The organism is Microcystis sp. 49638_E5, from assembly GCF_021300285.1.
GTDB classification, from domain to species: Bacteria; Cyanobacteriota; Cyanobacteriia; order Cyanobacteriales; family Microcystaceae; genus Microcystis; species Microcystis aeruginosa_C.
Genome location: NZ_JAJTDH010000006.1, coordinates 655 through 21,212 on the forward strand (window position 1 = coordinate 655; position 20,558 = coordinate 21,212).

23 protein-coding genes, 2 tRNA genes and 1 pseudogene are annotated in these 20,558 nt (G+C 43.8%); 6 read left to right on the top strand and 20 right to left on the bottom strand.

Annotation, left to right across the window (positions count from 1 at the left end; translation table 11 throughout):
* A pseudogene (locus LW728_RS02210) lies at window positions 1-297 on the top strand (hypothetical protein); the annotation flags it as partial.
* A 69-nt stretch (window positions 298-366) separates the two neighbouring features.
* Window positions 367-1,002, top strand: a complete 636-nt coding sequence (plsY, locus tag LW728_RS02215; protein ID WP_409771241.1) for a glycerol-3-phosphate 1-O-acyltransferase PlsY — start codon at window positions 367-369, stop codon at window positions 1,000-1,002.
* A 65-nt stretch (window positions 1,003-1,067) separates the two neighbouring features.
* Here plsY and LW728_RS02220 read toward each other — a convergent pair whose 3' ends face one another.
* Together LW728_RS02220 and LW728_RS02225 are read right to left on the bottom strand one after the other, a co-directional pair.
* On the bottom strand, window positions 1,068-2,069 hold the full coding sequence (locus LW728_RS02220) for an Npun_R2821/Npun_R2822 family protein (RefSeq protein WP_287666913.1): 1,002 nt from the start codon (window positions 2,067-2,069) through the stop codon (window positions 1,068-1,070).
* 134 nt (window positions 2,070-2,203) lie between these two features.
* Window positions 2,204-3,709 carry a hypothetical protein gene (locus LW728_RS02225; RefSeq protein WP_287764966.1) on the bottom strand — a complete coding sequence of 502 codons (1,506 nt, stop codon included), beginning with the start codon at window positions 3,707-3,709 and terminating at the stop codon, window positions 2,204-2,206.
* Window positions 3,710-3,836: 127 nt separating this feature from the next.
* On the opposite strand from LW728_RS02225, the gene LW728_RS02230 reads away from it, so the two are divergent.
* A tRNA-Glu gene (locus LW728_RS02230) sits at window positions 3,837-3,909 on the top strand.
* A 19-nt stretch (window positions 3,910-3,928) separates the two neighbouring features.
* Here LW728_RS02230 and LW728_RS02235 read toward each other — a convergent pair.
* Window positions 3,929-5,278: a sensor histidine kinase gene (locus tag LW728_RS02235; RefSeq protein ID WP_287666902.1), complete on the bottom strand. Its 1,350-nt coding sequence runs from the start codon at window positions 5,276-5,278 to the stop codon at window positions 3,929-3,931.
* Window positions 5,279-5,326: 48 nt separating this feature from the next.
* The gene (locus LW728_RS02240) at window positions 5,327-5,509 is read right to left on the bottom strand and encodes a hypothetical protein (RefSeq protein WP_287764968.1); all 183 of its coding nucleotides are present in this window, start codon (window positions 5,507-5,509) and stop codon (window positions 5,327-5,329) included.
* Window positions 5,510-5,597: 88 nt separating this feature from the next.
* On the opposite strand from LW728_RS02240, the gene LW728_RS02245 reads away from it, so the two are divergent.
* The 3 genes from LW728_RS02245 (at window position 5,598) to LW728_RS02255 (ending at window position 7,262) form a co-directional block, all read left to right on the top strand.
* A complete protein-coding gene (locus LW728_RS02245) occupies window positions 5,598-6,071 on the top strand; it encodes an EVE domain-containing protein (protein WP_002799938.1) in 474 nt (157 codons plus the stop codon).
* Window positions 6,072-6,074: 3 nt separating this feature from the next.
* The gene (locus LW728_RS02250; RefSeq protein WP_002799939.1) at window positions 6,075-6,929 is read left to right on the top strand and encodes a prohibitin family protein; all 855 of its coding nucleotides are present in this window, start codon (window positions 6,075-6,077) and stop codon (window positions 6,927-6,929) included.
* A gap of 261 nt (window positions 6,930-7,190) precedes the next feature.
* Window positions 7,191-7,262 (top strand) — tRNA-Gly (locus LW728_RS02255).
* A gap of 62 nt (window positions 7,263-7,324) precedes the next feature.
* Here the strand turns inward: LW728_RS02255 and LW728_RS02260 are convergent.
* The 16 genes from LW728_RS02260 to LW728_RS02335 all read right to left on the bottom strand — a co-directional run bounded on the left by LW728_RS02260 (window position 7,325) and on the right by LW728_RS02335 (window position 20,477).
* A complete protein-coding gene (locus LW728_RS02260) occupies window positions 7,325-7,594 on the bottom strand; it encodes a ParE family toxin-like protein (RefSeq protein WP_002799940.1) in 270 nt (89 codons plus the stop codon).
* Window positions 7,591-7,809, bottom strand: a complete 219-nt coding sequence (locus LW728_RS02265) for a hypothetical protein (RefSeq protein WP_043997602.1) — start codon at window positions 7,807-7,809, stop codon at window positions 7,591-7,593. The genes LW728_RS02260 and LW728_RS02265 overlap by 4 nt, the downstream gene beginning before the upstream one ends.
* 418 nt (window positions 7,810-8,227) lie before the next feature.
* Window positions 8,228-8,626, bottom strand: coding sequence for a type II toxin-antitoxin system VapC family toxin (gene vapC, locus LW728_RS02270; protein ID WP_194016021.1), 399 nt, complete (start codon window positions 8,624-8,626; stop codon window positions 8,228-8,230).
* On the bottom strand, window positions 8,613-8,825 hold the full coding sequence (locus LW728_RS02275; protein ID WP_002758634.1) for a type II toxin-antitoxin system VapB family antitoxin: 213 nt from the start codon (window positions 8,823-8,825) through the stop codon (window positions 8,613-8,615). Before LW728_RS02275 ends, vapC begins: the two co-directional genes overlap by 14 nt.
* A gap of 229 nt (window positions 8,826-9,054) precedes the next feature.
* A complete protein-coding gene (locus LW728_RS02280; protein WP_287764971.1) occupies window positions 9,055-9,759 on the bottom strand; it encodes a Holliday junction resolvase-like protein in 705 nt (234 codons plus the stop codon).
* Window positions 9,760-10,601: 842 nt separating this feature from the next.
* Window positions 10,602-10,937 (bottom strand): XisI protein, encoded by a 336-nt coding sequence (locus LW728_RS02285; protein WP_002799944.1) that lies wholly within the window; start codon window positions 10,935-10,937, stop codon window positions 10,602-10,604.
* Window positions 10,925-11,341 (bottom strand): XisH family protein, encoded by a 417-nt coding sequence (locus tag LW728_RS02290; RefSeq protein WP_002799945.1) that lies wholly within the window; start codon window positions 11,339-11,341, stop codon window positions 10,925-10,927. Before LW728_RS02290 ends, LW728_RS02285 begins: the two co-directional genes overlap by 13 nt.
* A gap of 111 nt (window positions 11,342-11,452) precedes the next feature.
* Window positions 11,453-11,680, bottom strand: coding sequence for a hypothetical protein (locus LW728_RS02295; RefSeq protein WP_002781858.1), 228 nt, complete (start codon window positions 11,678-11,680; stop codon window positions 11,453-11,455).
* Window positions 11,668-11,973 (bottom strand): hypothetical protein, encoded by a 306-nt coding sequence (locus LW728_RS02300; RefSeq protein ID WP_002781857.1) that lies wholly within the window; start codon window positions 11,971-11,973, stop codon window positions 11,668-11,670. The genes LW728_RS02295 and LW728_RS02300 overlap by 13 nt, the downstream gene beginning before the upstream one ends.
* Window positions 11,974-12,156: 183 nt before the next feature.
* Complete coding sequence (locus LW728_RS02305) at window positions 12,157-13,311, bottom strand: ISL3 family transposase (RefSeq protein ID WP_287764973.1); 1,155 nt, start codon at window positions 13,309-13,311, stop codon at window positions 12,157-12,159.
* Between the two features lie 48 nt (window positions 13,312-13,359).
* Complete coding sequence (locus tag LW728_RS02310) at window positions 13,360-16,548, bottom strand: Eco57I restriction-modification methylase domain-containing protein (protein ID WP_287764976.1); 3,189 nt, start codon at window positions 16,546-16,548, stop codon at window positions 13,360-13,362.
* A 56-nt stretch (window positions 16,549-16,604) separates the two neighbouring features.
* Window positions 16,605-17,045 (bottom strand): DUF29 domain-containing protein, encoded by a 441-nt coding sequence (locus tag LW728_RS02315; protein WP_002799947.1) that lies wholly within the window; start codon window positions 17,043-17,045, stop codon window positions 16,605-16,607.
* Between the two features lie 225 nt (window positions 17,046-17,270).
* Window positions 17,271-18,542 (bottom strand): C-terminal helicase domain-containing protein, encoded by a 1,272-nt coding sequence (locus LW728_RS02320; RefSeq protein ID WP_002799951.1) that lies wholly within the window; start codon window positions 18,540-18,542, stop codon window positions 17,271-17,273.
* Window positions 18,543-18,673: 131 nt separating this feature from the next.
* A complete protein-coding gene (locus LW728_RS02325; RefSeq protein WP_287664728.1) occupies window positions 18,674-19,054 on the bottom strand; it encodes a clan AA aspartic protease in 381 nt (126 codons plus the stop codon).
* Window positions 19,055-19,058: 4 nt separating this feature from the next.
* On the bottom strand, window positions 19,059-19,325 hold the full coding sequence (locus tag LW728_RS02330) for a hypothetical protein (protein WP_002765250.1): 267 nt from the start codon (window positions 19,323-19,325) through the stop codon (window positions 19,059-19,061).
* Between the two features lie 684 nt (window positions 19,326-20,009).
* Complete coding sequence (locus LW728_RS02335; RefSeq protein WP_287664724.1) at window positions 20,010-20,477, bottom strand: hypothetical protein; 468 nt, start codon at window positions 20,475-20,477, stop codon at window positions 20,010-20,012.
* Window positions 20,478-20,558: the final 81 nt, after the last annotated feature.

Sequence of the window (20,558 nt, forward strand, 5' to 3'; positions counted from 1 at the left end):
CAGAAAAGAGCTTCTAGACTAGACATAGATGGGTTGGGGGTGCTGAGTTTATATATTTTTCAGCTTACTAGCCCCCGCCTTTTCTTTCCTCCCTTATCCCGAACTGACGTTAATATTACTGCTAACGTGGTTTTGCCAAGTGTTATCGATACTCCGGGCAACCGGGAAGCGATGGGAGAGGCAAATGCCAAGGACTGGGTCAGTCCCCAATCTCTAGCCGAGGTGATCTGTTTTCTGGCGGGGGAAGGGGCGAAAGACTTGCGCGGGGCGGCAATTCCCGTCTATGGTTCCCTGTGAGTGTTTTTTTGTCTTCAGGCTGATACACTGATAACGGCGCTCGCTCTTGCTAAAAATTGGGCTTAATTTATGCTTATTCCGATTCTTATCAGTCTTACTATCTTACTTTTATCCTATCTGTTCGGTTCGATTCCCACGGGTTATTTAATCGGTAAATACAGCAAAGGTATCGATATTCGTGACTATGGTTCCGGTTCCACCGGGGCCACCAATGTGCTGAGAACTCTGGGAAAATCTGCTGGGGCGACGGTGTTATTAATTGATATGTTAAAGGGAATGGTGGCGGTGGCCCTGGTACGAGGACTATATTTTATTGATGTCAATCCTCTCCCAGAAAGTTGGTATTACTGGTTAATTATCGGGGCAGGATTGGGGGCAATCATTGGTCATAGTAAATCGATTTTCTTGAATTTTAGTGGTGGTAAATCCGTCGCCACCAGTTTAGGGGTTTTATTAGTGATGAATCCCCTAGTGGCTTGTGGAACTTTGGCAAGTTTTTTAGTTATTCTCGCACTTTTCCGGATTGTTTCTTTAGGTTCGATTATCGGGGCGCTGGTGGTGAATATTTTAATGGTTATTTTAGGTCAACCTCTCCCCTATATTTTATTTAGTTTGATGGGGGGAATCTATGTGATTGTTCGTCATCAGGGTAATATTAAAAGATTGTTGGCAGGGACGGAACCGAAAATAGGTCAGAAAGTATAGCCATCATCGGAATTAGGTTACAGCGTTTCTCCTACAGATGAAGTGTAACCTAATTTGCTATATTATTATTTTCCTAAGCCCAGTTTTCTGGTTACTTTTTGCCAAAAAGTTGGGGTCGGTGGTTGATAGGGTTTGGGACTACCGGTAAATATAGGACGTTGACTAGGTTGGTAGAGATAACGATAGTGTAAGAAAATATCTCGATAGGGAAAATCGAGGTTTTCACCGCTACAAAGTCGAGTGAACAGAGAGGAAGATAAACCAATGTAGTGAAGGTATGTCAAGCGGTTGCCCTTATCGTAAAGAATATTATCTAAAGCCTGAAAATGGGGAGAGGTGACACAGCAGCCGGTGCGTTCTTCTTTAGGCAATTGAAGAGCTAGATTATATATAGGAAAATTTGAGCGCATCATCATATAATTGACGATAGTTTGATCGGGAGCCATCGGATAGAGAATTTCCGCTTCTCCTGCTCGCAATTGTTCTACTAGCCAATCTCGCTGATTTTCATCGAATAAACCAATTTTAGAAGCATAGAAACCCGCACAAAAAATCTCCTTTTCGATACGATCACGGGAAAAAACCTCGAATAATTTTGGTCGAGAAACTTCGTAGACATGAGTGGGATCTTTGTGCTGAAAGTCATAAACAACACAATCGTGCCTATCTAGGATAGCGAAGATTTTATCAACGGCATCGAGTAGCAAGGTGTCCCCATCCATGTAGATAAAACGATCAAAGGGACTATCAAAAGCAATAAAACGGTGGTGCATTCCCATACGATAATATCGGTCAGTGCAACCCGATTTCAACCAACGTTCGCGGGCTTGCGGGTGGCTATCCCAAATCGACTTGGCGAAATTTTCCCAGCGTTCGATAATTTCCTGATTATCAAACAACTGTACGTTAGGACGTTGAGCAATTTCCGCTCTGATCCGTTCGGTGTTGTCATCGTAGGGATAGACACAAACAGGAATATCTTTTCCTCCATTGACCTCGATGCTGTTGAGTAGGGCGACTAATTGATCGTAAACCCGATCATTGGCTAGGGTACAGATACCGTCCATAAGTAATGCCAAGGAAAAAAATCAAAACTTATTATCTTTGCCGTTAGTTTAGCTTATTTTTGTCGATGAATTATAGTCTCAAGTTTCTCACAACAGAAAGACTAACCGATCGACTATACCCAAAACCGATCGATTTAGCGTTTGCGTTTGAGTAATTTAGAAATGCGTCGATTGTACCGCAACCAACGCCAAATTTTAATAACTAATTCCTCCACCCATAAAATAATCGCATCTAATCCCTCTAAAATCCGTTCTAAGGGGTGTTTAACGTAGCCGACGGGGGTTGATTCGGTTTCTAACCATTCTTCGTTAATTGGTTGAATTATCTCCTTGGCATAGCGGGGATCTAATTGGGTTGTGGGGGGGGATTCTCTAGGGGTAATTTCAGCAGCGGCCGGGGGGATTTTTTGTAAAGATTTATTTTGTTTTTCTTGACTAAAAGCTTTTTTTGTGATAATAGGCTCGGCTGGTGTGCCTAGGGACTGGGGAAGGGGATAAGCGGGGTGAAGGCGCGGTTTTTCGGAGTCTTGGGGAGAAATAGCCAAGATATCGGCGGATTCTAGCCATGGCTGCTCACTGACGGCGGAAAATGTCAGGGATTGGCCAGAGGCAAAGAAGTGATCGATCGCCGCTTGGATGAGTTTGCCGATCGTGAAGGGATCCGCTTGGGTTTGTTTTTCTAGCCAATCCTGGAGACGTTGCTTGAAGGTGATCAGCAGAGAATTAGGAAGACTTAGGGGATATTTTGCCGATAAAGCGGGTGAATCAGCACTATATTCTAAATTATTCTTCTCTTTTGCCCAGAAATGCTCGATCGCCGCATAAATTAACCAATAAAGTCGCCAGAGATAGGAGGAATTTTTCTCGAGAGTCGGGGACTGGTTAACGAGATCGGAAGGTAGGTTAGAGGTGTGGCTCAAACTGCTGGGGATTGCGGGGGGGATAGCGAGAAATTTAGCCTCGAAAATTGCTAATTTTTCGTCAATAACCTGTAAAATCGCTTGAGAATTTAAATTAGGCAGTGGTAAGGAGGGTGGTGTCGGGGTTTTGACGAGATGGGATTCTTGGAATAGATCTATGGCGATCGCTATTTGTCCCTGTTGTTCCCAGCGTAGTAGGTTCCAAAACCAACGGATCGGAGGCAAGACAGGATTTTTGTCGGTAAAATTCGGTAATAAAGGCGTATATTGACGATTTAATCGCTTAATTCTCCGTTTTTCGAGGGCGTAGTTAGCCAGTGCCGTCCTAATTTGTTTTTCTATTTGTCTTTGGGTTTGATTATCGGTGATTTTAACAGTCTGGTGATCGTTAGTGACGAAAACTAAAGCTTGATCCTCTAGATCGGCTGCTATGCCAATAAATGCCGTTTCTTGGTCGGATAAGCTCTGGAGAAATTCTTCGATCGCATCCGTCCCCTCTTTTCCGGGGGGTGATAATTGTTTCTGGAGACTGTTCCCTAATTGATTAGCCGTCATCCGCAGGGATTGTACCAGCAAATAGACGGGATAGAGGGCTATTTGCAGGGCAAGAGCGATCGCATTTTGACCGCGACGGGAGACGCGGCCGAGGTTATCTTTCAGACGGATCAAACGACGGTTGATCAGGTTGAACAGTCGGCTTTTATAGGGATCGGCAGCCATGGATTTTGGGCGATAACATCTTCATTTAGACTATCCTATTGTGCAAGGACGGGATAAAAAAAATTTTGGCCAAAACCCTTGACTCCCAGAAAAATTATTGTTATATTTAAAAAGGTCTGAAATCCACGCCCCCATCGTCTAGTGGCCTAGGACACCTCCCTTTCACGGAGGCGACAGGGATTCGAATTCCCTTGGGGGTATGAAAAAAAGTCAGAAGTGTCAAGCTTCTGACTTTTCGGTTTTTTTCTCCCGTTGATGGCTTTTCGGTAAGGTGACGGTGAAGATTGTTCCTCGATCGATCTGACTTTCGACGCTAATTTGTCCATGATGACTGAGGGTAATCGCTAAAGCGATCGCTAATCCTAATCCTGTTCCCCCGGAAGTGGCAGAATTTTGTCGCGCGGGATCGAGACGATAAAAGCGATCGAAAATATGGGACAAAGCAGCCTCGGGAATCCCGATTCCGTTATCTTTGACGCGTACCAGTAACACCGATTGTCGATCGCGTTTACTTTTCTCCAATTCCACAGCCACATTTTTAGGCTCAGATTCGGTTAAAAAAGCGTGTTTTAGGGCATTAGAGATTAAATTTGTGAATAAACGTGCTAATTGATCCCAATCTCCCTGCATAGTAAACATTTCATCGCTGTAGGAAAAATCCTCTTGGTCCGGTTCCACAATCGACAAAGAGAGGGAAATTCCCTGCTTATCGGCGATTAAACGCTGTTCTTCTACCACTTCCATCAATAAAGCATCCAAAGGTACAGCTTGCTCGATCGGTTGGACGATGCCACTATCGGAACGGGCTAAAAAAAGCAGATCATTGACTAAATTGCCCAATCTTTCCGTTAAACGATCGATCACTTGCAAGCGTTGATGGCCAGTTTGGGGATAAGCGATCGCCATTTGCACGTTAGTTTGGATAGTGGCGATCGGATTGCGTAATTCATGGGAAGCATCGGCGGTAAATTGTTTTAAACTCTGATAGGACTCTTTTACCGGTTGAATGGCTAAACCGGACAAAAACCAACCAATCCAGGCGACACTGGCAATCATCAGGCAAATTCCGACGATTAAATCCCATAATAGCTGTCTAATCGGTTTTGTCACCTCAAACCAAGGATGACTTACCCGCAGATATCCCAAAACATAATGACCGATTTCCACCCTTTCGGTTACTTGTCGCAGCAGACGATTATCGGATAAGCGAATAGTTTCCCCTTGACGGTGGGGATGGAGGGGAATATCTAAGGATTCAGCCAAAGTTGACCAAACTAGATTACCTTGGGGATCGAACCATTCCAAATCTATATGATCGTCCTCCACGGATTTACCCTGACTGGGAAAACTTGCGAGGGGATCGACGCGATAACGTCCTTGATCCGGGGGAATCGATTCGATCACGAGGGAACGATTTACCACCTCAATGATGTGTTTGAGGGTATCATCAATGCGATCCACTAGGGTATGGCGCACATAAAAATACATTCCCGTAGCGAGAAAAAGCAGTAGTATGGCAGTGACAACAGTGTACCATAAGGCTAAACGGCGGCGAGTGGCTTGGAACACCGATAATCTATGGATTGGCTAGAGATTTTTAGAGCAATGTATCCTATTTTACAGCTTATTTGATTGATTTAATGCTGGGAATAAATTATTTTTAGCTATAGGGAAAAACTGACGGTTGCCAAGAATAGCTAGACTTGAAGGATCATAGTTCTTAAAAATTGCCCCTAACAAAAGTATTTTTAGATACATTCTTCTCAATAATTGTTTGAGTAGCTCTGCAAAAGCAGTCAAAGTGAATTATATTTAACCCTATGGTGACAGGGCTGACAGGAACGGCTAAAAATTTTTTTGAGCTTATTTGAATTAATAACAAGTATAAATGATGAATTTAAATTATTGGTTAATGAAATCGGAACCCGATGTCTATAGTATCGAGGATTTAAAAAAAGATGGTCAAACTATTTGGGAAGGGGTGCGAAATTATCAGGCCCGCAATTTTCTCCGTCAGATGAAACGGGGAGATTTGGCCTTTTTTTATCATTCTAATACGACCCCGCCGGGGATTGTCGGCTTGATGCGAGTGGTGCAAACTGATATGATCGATCCCACACAATTCGATCGCGATAGTCCCTACTATGATTCTAAATCCTCCCCAGATTCCCCGCGCTGGTGGACGGTTAAAGTTGAATTCGAGCGCCTTTTTCCCCAACTGCTGCCCCTAGGAATTTTAAAACAAAATTTTACCGCCGATGAATTATTATTAGTAAGGACAGGAAATCGTCTGTCAGTGATGCCCGTTAATCAAGCGATCGCAGTAAAAATTCTCGCTTTAGTCGCTCGTCAAGGAGTATAAACTATGAACCAAAAAGATGCTATTAATTTACTTTCCCTGATCGGGGGATTATTGGTCACTATTGTCATTTTAGCGGCCTTTAATGCCTATGTGATTATCACCCCCGGACAAGCGGGGGTTTTAAGTGTGTTAGGAAAGGCTAAGGACGGGGTTTTATTGGAGGGATTGCACTTTAAACCTCCCTTTGTTTCTAGTGTCGATATCTACGATGTTACGGTGCAAAAATTTGAAGTTCCCGCCCAAAGTTCCACTAAAGATTTACAGGATTTATCCGCTAGTTTTGCGATTAATTTTCGTCTCGATCCGACTCAAGTAGTGGTCATTAGAAGAACCCAAGGCACCCTGCAAAATATTGTCGCTAAAATTATCGCCCCTCAAACCCAAGAATCCTTTAAAATTGCCGCCGCGAAAAGAACCGTAGAGGAGGCAATTACTCGACGCAGTGAGTTAAAAGAAGACTTTGATAATGCCCTATCGACTCGGTTAGAAAAGTATGGTATTCTAGTTTTAGATACCAGTGTGGTAGATTTGAATTTTTCTCCGGAATTTGCCCGGGCTGTCGAAGATAAACAAATCGCAGAACAACGGGCCCAAAGAGCCGTTTATATCACCCAAGAAGCGGAACAACAGGCCCAAGCAGAAGTTAATCGCGCTAAAGGGAAAGCTGAGGCACAAAGACTATTAGCAGAAACTTTAAAAGAACAAGGAGGCGGATTAGTTTTACAGAAAGAAGCGATCGAAGCTTGGCGCGAAGGTGGGGCGCAAATGCCCCGGGTTTTAGTCATGGATGGATCGGGAAAAAATAGCGTACCATTTTTATTTAATTATAGTGATTCTTTTCCAGAAAATACCCCCTAAATTCCTGTCCAAGCTAAGAGGCATTTTCAAAGAAACCTTGCCAACTTCTCAAAATTACCCGGTGATATTATCGACAAATGGCATTTAAAACAATCTCTAGCTCCTTGACTCTTTGAGGATGAAGAAGTTGAACGGTGAATATTTTTGATCATCCGCTGGCGAGTCTATTTAGCGTTTTTGGACACACTGGCGCGGTGATGAAAAACAGCCTAGAGCAGTTGCTCTTGTCGGGGGGTCAATGCTATGATTAGGGATGGTTTTGCGGGTATAGTTCAGTGGTAGAACGTCACCTTCCCAAGGTGAATGTCGCGCGTTCGAGTCGCGTTACCCGCTTCTAACGACAATGGGAATCTTCCCTAACATTCCCCAACTGGGCCTACCAGAGCGGCACCGCACTACAATTGATCCAGCAGCATATCGTACTCTGCATGGGAACCAACCCAGAACCAAATCACCGTATCATCCTCTAATTGACCGACAGCAGGATAATCCCTATTGATGCGTGCAGAATAGATGGGCAGCTGTGGATGGACTTTCTTGAATCGCAAGCTGGGATAGCTTGGGTCTTCTTTGAATTGCCGATACGCTTTACGGGTCTGCTCTTGAATCGGTTTTGGAAGATCTGCAAACATCTCCCGAAAACGAGCAGTGGTACAAGACTTCACAACGTTTCTGGGTCTAATTCTTGAGTCTTGCCCAATCGATGTTCTGCCATTGCTTCGGCTGCTAGTTTAGCCAGCAAGTTTGGTGAGCGGGTAAAGGAGTCATTCCATCGCTTTTCTTCTTCGAGTTCTGCCAAAATTAGGGTTGCGATCGCGTCCTGTTGATCGGTTGACAAGGTTTGTAATTGGGCGATCGCCTGCTCAAGTCGTTCAGTCATAGACAACATCTAACGTATAGGGCTTAATATATTCTAGCCCTGACAGGGGGACAAGAAGGCTGAAATCCATATAGCATAAGCTTTTCATGGTTTTGGCTCGAAAAAGTTCGCCGCACCATCTCTCACTTATTAATAATAATTCCTAGTAAGCTCGCTCCTATCCCTAATTCTTTCGTTAGCTTTTTGCCTAGAATCGCTAGATCTATTTCTAGCGAGAGAAGCCAGAAGCCTTTGTTGGCAAGTTTTCTAGCTCGCTTGTCCCCCTGTCAGATTCTAGCCTCCACGTTGCTACAGCGATGGCGTATTGCTACCCAGTGCCTTCAGCATCGCACTTAAACTCACAGCTTCAATCTATGGGCATGGTGCGTTCCCAAAAATCGATCGGTAGAGCAGTGGGAGCCAGATTAGGGAACCCACCCTAGGGCCGAAAACGGAGATTTTGAAGAGATCGCACTTGAGCAATGGTTTCAAAATCACGGTCGTTGTGAATTAGAAGCAGATCATTTTCTAGTGCCGCTTGAGCAATACAGCAATCAATTGGGCTGCGAACAGTCAATCCTTGACGACGCAGATCATAGTAAATACGTGCAGCTGCTTGCCAGGAAGAAGGCGTGAGTTCAACATAATCCTGCACTTCGAGGTAAGTAGAGAGGATTGTCCACTCTTGCTCGTTTAAGCTCCCTTGAAGCAGTTCAAGCTGGGTAAAGCGGGTGAGTAAAATCTCACGATTTGCAATTAACGTTTCCAGTTGCTGGCGAACTTGATCACCACGACTGCGGAAGACGCTGATCCACACAGATGTGTCAATCAGCAACATGACCGGTTTCCCGTAGGGCTTTATAATCAAAATCTGGGGCAAATTGAATTTGTCCGGCAAGGTCGAGAAGGTTTTTCTTACGGCGCGATCTCACGAATTCTTGTAGAGCAAGATTCATTAGTTCCTCTTGGGTGGTGAGGTTAGTCAGTTGAAAGGCTTCCTTGAGAAGGGATTCATCAAGGTTGAGGGTAATTTGCATAGGATGGATATTAGATTGAAGTATGGGTGATTATTCTCTTTACATTTTAATCCTATAGATGACTAACCCAACTCTGGGCATATCTTTGTTAGTTAGCCCTCAAACCTTGCTTTAATCAATGTGCATGGTGCGTTCCCAAAAATCGATCGGTGGAGCAGTACGATCCCCATTAGGGAACGCACCCTAGGGCTAACATTCCTCAACTCCAACGGGATTGTTAGGCTGCGGTTTATTGCAGCAACCCTAATTTCTTCAACCGAGAACGAATACCTCCTGGCTTTCTTTGAAACTCCCTAGCTAAATCTTTGATCACTATACCTTGTTTGTAACGTTGCCTTAGCCGCTCATCTTCAGCTTTAGTCCAAGGCTCATAAGCACGCGGGTGCGTTTTCTGAATGTCCTTAATGCTGTAAGACTTTTTAGGCAAAGCTTCTTCTGATGACTTATCGTAAGCTCTAGCACCTTCTTGCTTGGAAGTTTCAGGTCGAACCACCTCAAAGCGTACTCGCCCCGCATTGATTGCTTTCGCAATAGCCTGTTGCAACTGGGATAGATTTGCTTGCCCTGTTTTAACATCTAAAATTACAACTTCTAGATTGTTCTCGTTACCACCGTTATCTTTGATATCTGTATAACCATTAAAAACAACGTAATCGATCGGATCGCCTATAAATCTAGCATCTGACGGCAAATACTTAAAATTTGGAAGAACTGGTGCTAACTGCTCTGCTATTTTCCCCTTTATAACAGCGCGACTTCCATCTAAGCTTCTATTCCTGGCATCCTTAAGGGCTTGCTGATGCTGTTCTTTTAAAACTTGAATTTGAGTTTCATATTCTCTAACGGTTTTTCTCAGGTTTATTTTCTGCAAAACGTAATACGTGACCGCACTACCAATAATTATGCCCAGCAGTAATGAAACTACAATTTCCATTATTCAAGCCCAACAGCTTTTCTTCGATTTTATCAGTTAAGGAATACCCCTCAGATAGCACCAAATAAGGTCTCAATCGAGAATTTGAGCAGCCTAACTACATATTATAGGTCAACTTTCTATATAACACTCTCCAGAGTAACGATATGGGTTAACTTTCCCTATATCACCCCCAAAAGCCTGTTAGCCAGATTAGTTTACTGCAAACAATCTCCTTTAAGGAGACTGATCACAGAATCACTCTAGGATTCTAGCAAAGATTCTTATATCTGACTGCACTTTGTCACAAAAATTTACTATTATTTCGACACTCTTAATGATATGAGAATACTGTCAACAAATACCGATAGACAGTGGGAATTTCAAGCTTGGGGAGAAACTGTAAGACTCGTTGGTACTTGTACCAAAAAGCGGGTTTGGGGTGAATCAATAATCCCCCGTCACAGTGTCAGCTTGACGGCGGGAGTGTCAAAAGTATCCCATACTCAACGGATTTGGTATAACACAGTTTACTCACAAATGGTAGAATCAAATCGATGCTCCGTTGCTAATATTCTGGTCGGATTTCATCCCCCGCAAAGGTGAGTATCTTGTCGAAAAATGTAGCGGGGGCATTCATCCGACATTTTAGGTAACAATAGATGCTTTGCCTTAATCACTAACCATCCAATCATAGTTCACCTCTCATTTCTTTCTTTTCTCTTCACTTTTTACTTTTGCCTTTTTACTTTTAACTTTCGCTATCGCGCCCCATTCTGTACTTAATGTCGTAGTTGATGAGGTCGTCGAGTTCTTCCTCGGTGAAGCCGTAGTGTTGGGCAAGGATGCGATCGATTCTAAGTTTAGGCAATTGCAAACCCCGTATGAAGTCGAACTTCGGGTTCATGGAAACCAAGCACGATATCTTCTTTGGGAATGCCTGCTTTAAGGAGTTCATCGGTAATACCATCCTCGGTGCCATCATATTGCACCCAAACTTTTCCATTGGCAATTTCAAGGTGCAGTAAAATACTATGCAAATGGCGCTGGTGATCCCAACCTTCAGACAAAATAATATACTGGTCAGTTTCAGGATCAAAGGCAGCACGATTTTTGACGTTGACGTTGGCATAGGTAATGTCAGCGTAAGGTTTGAGAACATTACGGATAATTTGCCGATAAGTATTTAAGCGATCCATCGAGTGATAACCTCCTGATCAGGGTTAAATGTAAACAGCTTTAAAACTTGATTCTCTAAAAGAATTTGTCCGACTTCTTGTTCAAATAATTTTAAGAAGCTGGCATCACGGATGGCTAGGTAGAGGGTGCGTTCAGGGTCAATTCGGCTCAGAATGTTTTGATATAAGACGTACTGACCGAGAGCCGTTTCAAGATCGCGAATTTCAGAAGAACTGATAAAGCTTTTGATTTCGACAGCGATCTTCTGGGTATCTTTTTCAGCGGTGATGAGTTTTTCACCTGCCAGATCAATGAACAGATCTTTTCTGCCAATTTTTAGGTTGTAGGGATCGTGGGTGATGATCCAACCATCCTTAATCAGAGCTTGTTTGCAGTTGTCGTGATAAATATCTTTGGCTGGCATAGATCCTAATCCTCTCCTCCGCTATCTCGACCCATTCTGTACTTAATATCGTAGTTGATGAGGTCGTCGAGTTCTTCCTCGGTGAAGCCGTAGTGGTGGGCGATGACGCATTTATGAAATACCCGCCAATCGACCCATCTCAACGCTGACAGCATCAAAGCGGTTATCGCTAGGATGATAGGATAAAATTTCCATGCCAATCGGTTCGCCTGTTGTTTCATCTTTGATTAATATCACGCCATCCCCAAGTTCTGTGGCAATTTGATTTTTTCGGGGCGGTTGCCAGAAAACAGTGAGCAGTTGCATTTCAGGTTCGTAGTAGATTTTTACTTGCGCCATAGGGTTTCTCCTTCTTTGATTGCATCAGTTTGGTAAGCTGTGATTAGAAATCCATCTCCATTTAAACGTCGAGCGACGGCAACGACCCATCGCTTTTCTTTCAAAGTCAGGTAAAACAGCAACAGATTTGGATCGCGGCTACTGCGACGAATTTCATCGGGACTGTTTAGTGCTTGTCTGACTTCGGCTTCGAGATCGGCAATGTCTGGATGTTTGACGATTAGTTTTTGCCAATATTCTTCTGAGGTGCGGACGGTGAAGTTGAGGGGAGTGAGGATTTCAAATTTGCTCATCAGTCATCACCTCCGTTGTCTCTGCCCATGCGGTATTTGATGTCGTAGTTGATGATGAAGTCGAGTTCTTCCTCGGTGAAGCCGTAGTGTTGGGCAAGGATGCGATCGATTTCGTCAATGATGGGTTTTGAGAGTCGTGGCTGAAAAGATTGGGCTCTTCTGGTTTTCGTGTGTTAATTTTTGTTATGAATTAAAGCAAGCAAACAGCTTAAGTCGAAGATGTTGAAAATTGGTAAATCCATAACTCATTCTTTTAATAAGCTTTATTTTGGTATTCATTCCCTCAATTAATCCGTTGGTTGTATGATTTTCAAAGTAATTACAAATACCCTGCAAATGCTTCTGGATCATACTGGCACTACTTTCATATAATATTCCGCCTATTCTTATCCATTTTTCCAATTTTCTCTCAGCACCTCTGAACGTTTTACTACTTTGATAAATTTGTCTAATTTCTTCTTTCATCTCCCAGGCTATTCCCAAGCAGGGATGTTCTTTTAAGATAACTTCTAGTTGTTGTTTTTGCTCGTCCTTTAAGTCCTCTTTATTCTTCCATAATAAATGAGGTAATCCTTTTTCATGCACCCCCATTAACTTTCTCAAGTTATTAAGCTCGTCATTGATGATAGCCATTACATGAAAACGGTCATAGATGATTTTAGCATTGGGAAATAATTCCTTGATCACTGCCGTAAATCCTGACCACATATCGACGCTCACTTCTTTCACCTTCTCCCGAACTGCGTCTGGCTGTGCTTTTAAGGCTTCCATTAATTCTTCCTGCTTATGTCCTTTAATCACATCTAGTAAAATTTTCTTGTCCAGATCTACGACCGTTGTTATGAAATCTTTATGTCCTTTTAAGTTACTAAACTCATCTAAGCTTATTCGTTCTGGTGCTTCCCACTCTTCCTTTTCTAGTTCTTTAGCACAGTTATTAAATATTAACTCAACTTCTTCCCATCCTAACCCTTCTTCTCGACTTATTTCTTCGATACTACAATTTTTTACTCTCTCATAAATCATCGATTCATAGCGAATTGTGTGATGCTGTCTTAATCTCATAAAACTCAGTCTTTCGCTGATATACTTTTGGCACTTTTGACAATGAAACTGGCGGCGTGGTACTTCTAAATATACCGGATTGCCTAATATTGACAAATCTCTGACTAGATTGTACTCTGTCTGATTGATTCTGTCCAAGGTTTGATGGCAATTCGGACATTCAATTGTTTCATTTAAAAGAGCGAGCTTTAGGAAAATTGTCTGAGCAATTTTTTGATAATTGACCACTGTTACATTTGGTAAATCGAGGAGTTGATCAAAATTTATCCACATAACCCACCTCCTGTTCTGTTTTACTATTATACCATGCTCACACAGAACCTAGAAGAGCCAAGATTGGATAGTCAGAACACCATATTTCCCATAATTATTAGTGAGATATTGAGAGTTTCTTTGGAAGTCTTGCATTAACTCATTTACAAGATCACTGAGAATCAATATCAATTCAGATTCAACTTCATCCATTGACAGCCTGAATTCCTCAATTTCTCTTCGGTTGACATTTCTAACATCAGAATAGGAATTGAAAAACCAGAAGAAAAGATTGGAATTTAAGGCGGCAATTGCAATATCTTTCAATGCATTAGATGGTAAGGATAGAATCTTTAGTTCTGATGGCTCAATTACTTCACCCTGGACATTAGAGATTCTAGGAATAAAGTTATAAAATTGCACAAAATATCTAAGCTTTCTTGTGTAATAGATAATATGTTGACCTTGTTTAGAAAGAAATGTAGCTAATGACTTTTGCTCTGACATTCGCGTGAGTATATTAGCCTCTATTGCTGAAGATATCTTGGGGATTGAAGTCCCAACTAAATTTAATGAATTATTGTGCTTGACAAATTTGATTTGAGCAAAAAGATTATCTCTCTCTTCTGCGAGCCAACGCTTATACCCTTCAAGATGAGATGATGTCTGCGTCTCTTCATTAATTTTGTGCGTAAGCCAGATCGTCAAACGCTTCTCCACTCCGGTAAATAGTTTGGAAGGGCGTTCTGCAAAATTTAGGTTCCATGATATACATTTCTGACTCTTAAAAGACGTTCTTAAGGAGTCAAATCCATCTGTGCTTACAATGGAGACTGGAACAATCATACCAATCCATCCTTTTTTGAGTAAAAGGGTTAAAGAACGCTCCATCGTAAATGCATATAAATCTGCACAATCTATAGTTTTAAAGCCTCGAACTGTATAAATATTTTTTACGGTTTTGTACTCAACATAGGGTGGATTACCGATAATCACATCAAAGCCACCGCGATTGATGATGCTGTAAAACTCTACAAACCAATGAAACGGCTGATGACTTTCCTTCCATTTCTGAAAAGCCCCTGACTTTTTCGACAAACCCAACTCATATTCTTCCGCTAAATAGCGATCCAACTCCTCCCGCAATTGTGCCAAAGCCGCCTTTGATAACCGCTTAGATTCTGCAACTTCTGCACCCGCAATAGAATCTTGCACTTGCAGCGACTTAAACCGCTTAAACTCCATATCCGCCGCCGCCGCACCCTGCACAATCCGATTCAACACCCCATCATCAAAAATTAAACGACCTTGCCCGGTTTGGGTATCCCTTGCCATCGCCTCGCAAACTTCATTCAGCGACGCAAACCCCACCAACGTATTACCCAGCCGAATATTAAAATCAATATCCGGCAACGGTTCCAGTCCAAAGTTTTGCTTCTTGGGTTGGGGTTCCATCTGCGCCACCAGCTTCAGGAATAGCCGCAGCTTACAGATTTCCGTCGCTTCCTCCATGATGTCCACACCATAGAGGTTGTTGAGCATGATCGACTTCAGCACAAAATAGCGAAGATTAGGGTGCTTCGCCATCTCTGCCAGCACTTTGCGGAAGTATTCATAACGCGGTTTTGCCTCTGGTTCCTGTGAGAGCCTCAGATCATCCTCATCGACAAACCCCTGCATCCGTTCCAGACAAGCTGTATAGAGTGGCTCCAGAATATTCAACGCCGCAAACAAAAACGCCCCCGATCCACAGGTGGGATCTAACACCGAGACTTGTTCGATCGCTTGATACAATGCCTTCAGCAAATCCGAACTTTCGCAACTGGTGATCACATCCTGGGCGAATTGGCGAATATCTAGGTTGTGGGTAATCAGGTCATTGATCTGGGTAACTTCTCCCGCAGCCAGTTTTTGCCGCAGTGACCAACACCGCTTGCGCCGCGCCACATACTCCCGCCAGGTTTCTGTGGGTAGGGCAAATCCATCGGCAGCAGGCTTATTCCAGCTGCCTCGTTGCGAGACATCCTCAATGCCAGCGGCAATCTCAGTCGGGAGTTCGAGATCTACACCCTGACGAACCGCAGGATAGATGTAATGGTCAGGATTTTCCCGCAGCAACGCCCATACCGCCCCTTCTGGCTTAAACGCAACCTGACAGCCCTTCTCTGCTTGGTCAAACAAAAAGGGAAGAATCGTGTTCTTGCTGATGTATTCGGTGATGTCTTCCTTGGTGTAGTACGCCCCCATTTGCTTCTGGTTGATGTACTTCTCAAAGATGTAGCCCAGTACATCCGGGTTAATTTCGTTTTGGTTGCGAAGTGGTCTGTCGTCTAAGTGCCAGTCGTACTCATCAAAAAAGTTAAAGACTTGCTCAAACGCTGCATCGGGAATTTGCAGGGTGCTGTCATACTTTTCCTCCAACTGATGGACTTCAAACAAGCCGCCATTTAGATAGGGAATTTTGCCCAAGAGTTTGTCTAATTCAGGATTGCGATCGGGCTTGCCTAACCCCTCATGGAACAGCTTCAGCAAAAACTGTCGATAAAACGAATGAAACCTATCCTTTCCCCATTCTGCCTGACACCGTTTGAGCCGATTTCGCAAATAATTTATATCGCCATCCAGAAAGTTTTTCTTTTGGATGAAATAAACAAACATCAGCCGATTGAGCATCAGCGAAGCATACCAGATGCAATCAAATTCTGACTGAATACCTTGAATAAATTGAAGAAATTTCCCGTGTTCCTTTTCAAATCGGGTAAAGAATTTCTTGGTGACTTTCTCGACATCAAAAGCTTTTTTGACTCGCCCGGCGACTTCCACCAGGGTTAGCTTTTCCTCTTCCGCAAATGCGATCGCCAACGCCTCTAACTTCTGCAACAACCGCTCCGCCGACTGTCCCACCTGATATTGCTCAAATCGAGGGGCGAGGGGTTTTCCCAGTTCTTGCCGCACCCACATCCAAATTTGTTGGGTTTTGCCCTCATCGCCAAATACCAACAGGTGGGATTTGCTGTAGTCCGTCAGTTGGCGATCGAGCTTCACCCGAATCGGACGGGTTGGAATTTCTGGGGTGATGCACTTGAATACAGTGAAGCCGCGCTTTTGAGTAATAGAAACCACCTCAAAGGGTTCGCCATCCACCTCAAACGGTAACGTGACGCGATCAACCGTATCCCAGCCCAATTCTTCAATGAACAGAGACTCAAAATCAAACTTCTGGAGATACTTTTGGGCGCGTTGGCGATTCAGTGGCATAGAGTTAAGGGCTTGGAGAATTAATCAGCAATACATCTGGAAATATGATGTCAAGCCTAGTTCAAAGTCTGAGGAAAATTAGGGTCGAAAATTTGCTCTGGTGTGTACTGACAATCGGCGGGTAAATCTTGATCGTCCAAGGGCGTTTCGCGCACCACTAGATCAATCCCAGATTGATAAGCGTAGGCGATCGCCTCTTCTAGATAAGGCTTGAGGCTAGGGTTTGCTTGCATCAGTCTTTGAATCGCTCGTCGTTGTTCACGAATAGTAGCTTTCCAGCTTTTGCTACGGCGTTCGGGCTGGTAGTCCCACTTAAGAAGATGACCAAGCAAGATTGCTAAACGGTTCTCTAATTCTTGCCGCTGTTGTTTACCCAAAGATTCAATTTCCTCGACCAAATTCACAATATCTAATCCCTTAAAATCGCTTATTTGGAGTAACTTAGATTGCTCCAAAGTCCAAGCATAAAAATCTGTTTCATAGAGATTGGATCGCATCGTTTCTTCTCCTAAGTAGGTAGGCGTTAAAAGTTGTCAGATGCCCCCCTTATTAAGGGGGGATTAAAGGGGGGACTAAGGGGGGATCGGCACCCCCCTTATCAAGGGGGGATCAAGGGGGGATTAAAGGCAAAATCCATTTTTAATTTAATTATAACCAGCTACTTAGTTTCAGTCATAGGTTGTTTTCTCAACAGGGGGAAATACTGGGAACCTGCCTCTACTTTAGCCTCTAAATAATCCCATCGAACAGATAATTCGTGCTCCGTCTTGCCGTTCCTCCGGGTTGATCACACACAAAGCATCATGCTCCCGCAGAAATGTCACCAGTTTTGCCAACTGCTCATCACTGATGCCTGCTTTAAGTTCCCTGTTGAGACGAGCGACCGCATTTTGCTTTAACGGATGCTGGTTGATTTCTTCGATCGCCCGTGACCGGTTTTCCCATTCCGTCCCCATGGCCAGTAGAGGCGTGGTTTCACGGATCCGTTGGGTGTAGGCCATCAGGCGATCATAAGTCCGTGCCGCTGCACTGCGCTTATTGCCCAGGGTACCCGCCACAGTTTTGGTTTGCTCCGCGATCAGTTCCGCCCCCCGTGTCACGAGTTCATGGTGCTGGGGATGGCGGGGTAAGGTTGGGGTATCAATGCTGCATCGCGCCATACGGAGAATCCGCATCTGAGACTGGGTGACGCTGTTACCGTCCTTGTCCACCCATGCCAAAGCGTCGGTGCCGCTATCCGTGCGGAGGTACAACAACACACCCTCTGGATCAGATACTGTAGATTCATGCTCCCGTGTGGAGTACACCACATCGGGCAGTTTTTCGATCATCCCTTTCAGGGCAGGGTTGGCATCGATCGCACTTTGCCAGATCTGCAACGCCTCGGAGGTTAGATCCACCTCCCCTTCATCGGTTTCATCCAGCACCCCCGATCGCTCATTATAAAGATTTAGCAGCATCTCCCGCGCTTGTTCGTCCTCAAAAAAGGCTTCATCGGTGCCTACCACTTCTTGATTTTCGTTCAGGCGGTCGCGCAAACGTCCCCGCAGGTTAATCAGCCGCTCCACCCCCTCCGCAGGCAAAAACGAATAGCAGAGAATTTCGTCCGCCTGCTGCCCAATCCGGTCTACCCGTCCTGCCCGCTGAATCAGACGAATAATCGCCCAGGGCAAGTCGTAGTTGAGAATGATGGCACAATCTTGCAAGTTTTGCCCCTCACTCAACACATCCGTCGCCACCAACACCCGTAATTGCTCGGCTGCTGGGATGGATTTTTCATTACTGATGGGGCTAAACCGCCAAGCCAGAGCCGTCGGGTCAGTCGATTGTCCAGTCGCCAAACCAATCTGAGTGATGCCCTGGGCCTGCAACGCTGTTGCCAGATAGCGAGCGGTATCGGCAAACTGAGTGAAAATTAGCACCTTATCTGTAGGATGTTGCTGTTGAAGCAAATCTACCAATGCTACCAGCTTGCCATCCTCAACTGGTCCCACCAGAGCGGCATCGCACTTAAACTCACAACTTCAATCAATGTGCATGGTGCGTTCCCCAAAATCGATCGGTGGAGCAGTAAGACCCCCATTAGGGAACGCACCCTAGGGCTGGTTAGACAGTGACCCACGGATCAACTTAAACTGCTCAATGCCTGGATTGTAACCGTACCACCCTCGATTACATCAAGCTGCATCCGATAGCCGTAGAGTAAACCCATACCAACCAAAGGTTCTGTATCCGATTCGTTTATATCAATTCGCCGCAACTCTCCATCCCAAATAACTAAACCACGATACACATCGAAAATACAAGTGCTTCCATTCCCCAGGATTCCCTCTTCACGTCTATATGCGCGTAAGTTGAGATCGGCAAGCACTGAGGAAGGCAGAGTCAGAAAACCTGTAAATCCTGTATCAATGACAGCATCGATCATTTGCCTCTGTGAATCTAAATTGCCTACGACCAGTCGGATAGTCGCCTCACAGTTTTGATCAACAATTCCTTGCATCATAGAGTTATTGCAAACGACCGACACCAAAGCGATGAACTCCTCTATGACCAATCCGAACGCACCAGATTTGAGCGTCGGGGCAACGTTCTAGCAATCGGTCTGAAGCAGTCATCGTATCCTTTGCTAATTCAAAGGCTCCTGTCTCAATATCGATCGCCACAATTTTGCCATAGTTGCCTTCCTCGACTTGGGGACGTACCTGAGATTGATAAATCTCATTACCACGTCGAGCGAATTCTTCTTTACTGTAGCGGGGTTGTCTAACTGTCATTGAAGCGACCCTGGGGCGACTTTTGCCCCTCTATTTTAACCAAACATTGGGAATCTTCCCTAACATTCCTCAACTAGGCCCACCAGAGCGGCATCGTACTTAGACTCACAGCTTCAATCCATGGGCATGGTACGTTCCCCAAAAATCTATTGGTGGAGCAGTAAGACCCCCATTAGGGAACGCACCCTACAAGACTGGCGATCTCACTTGAAAAAGGTGCGTTACACGCGCGTTTTCGCACCCTACAAGAGCGGCATCGCACTTAGACGCACAGCTTCAATGAATAGACATCTCCAAAAATTACAACCTAGTCACAGCTTGCTTTTGTCCTGTGTACTAACCAAATCGTTCGATGGCTAGAATGTATATCTATCGTTGCTAATTCAATTTTACTGAAAAAATATGAGGCAATTAAAATCATTTTTATTCGGGTAGATTCCTTAACTAGATAGACTTTTGGTCTTGAGATAATACTATGGAGATGTCTAATGAACTAAAAATAAATTTTCAGATACGAGAGAGATAGTCTAAAATAATCGCCATACAAACAAGATAAACAAAAATTATTCCAATTTTAGTTACAATTGGGAATGAGCAAAACAGGGTAAAAACAATTGTCACAACACTTATTAAGAGCGCAAATATTGCTTTAATTTTTTTCACAGTTGACAAATTACTTATTATTCAAGGAGTTGGCGTATCTGATGAGTTTGATGGTGCCAATTGGTGGAGAGGAGGATTAGGCTTTGCTTCTGATTTAGCAAGATTTTGAAAATCACCTAATATAAAAGTGCTCATTATTGCCAAAAAAGCTAGTATCCATAAAGTCACTGGTCCAGATGTACCAGTAAACTTTAAATTAGCAAACTCAAAAGATAAATCGCGCCCAGTTACAATCTCAAGTGTTAGAACAATCGTAAAAGCTGTAACAGATGAAAATGCAACAGCGCCAAACAATGCAAAGCTTGGATGAATAGGAGAGTTCCAATACATTCGCCAACCAATAATAACCGAAATTCCAATAAAAATCCAAGTAAAGGTAAATGCTATTACACCAATAAGCCATAGAGGTACTTTTGGACGTTTTATAGGGTCTTGATCTTGAATATTTTTAGGAGTTGAATGATCACCTTGTTGGTCTTGTTGACTCATATTTTGTTGGTTTATAGTTATTGTTTGCGATCCCTAGCCTGTTAGCCAGATTAGTTTACTGCAAACAATCTCCTTTAAGGA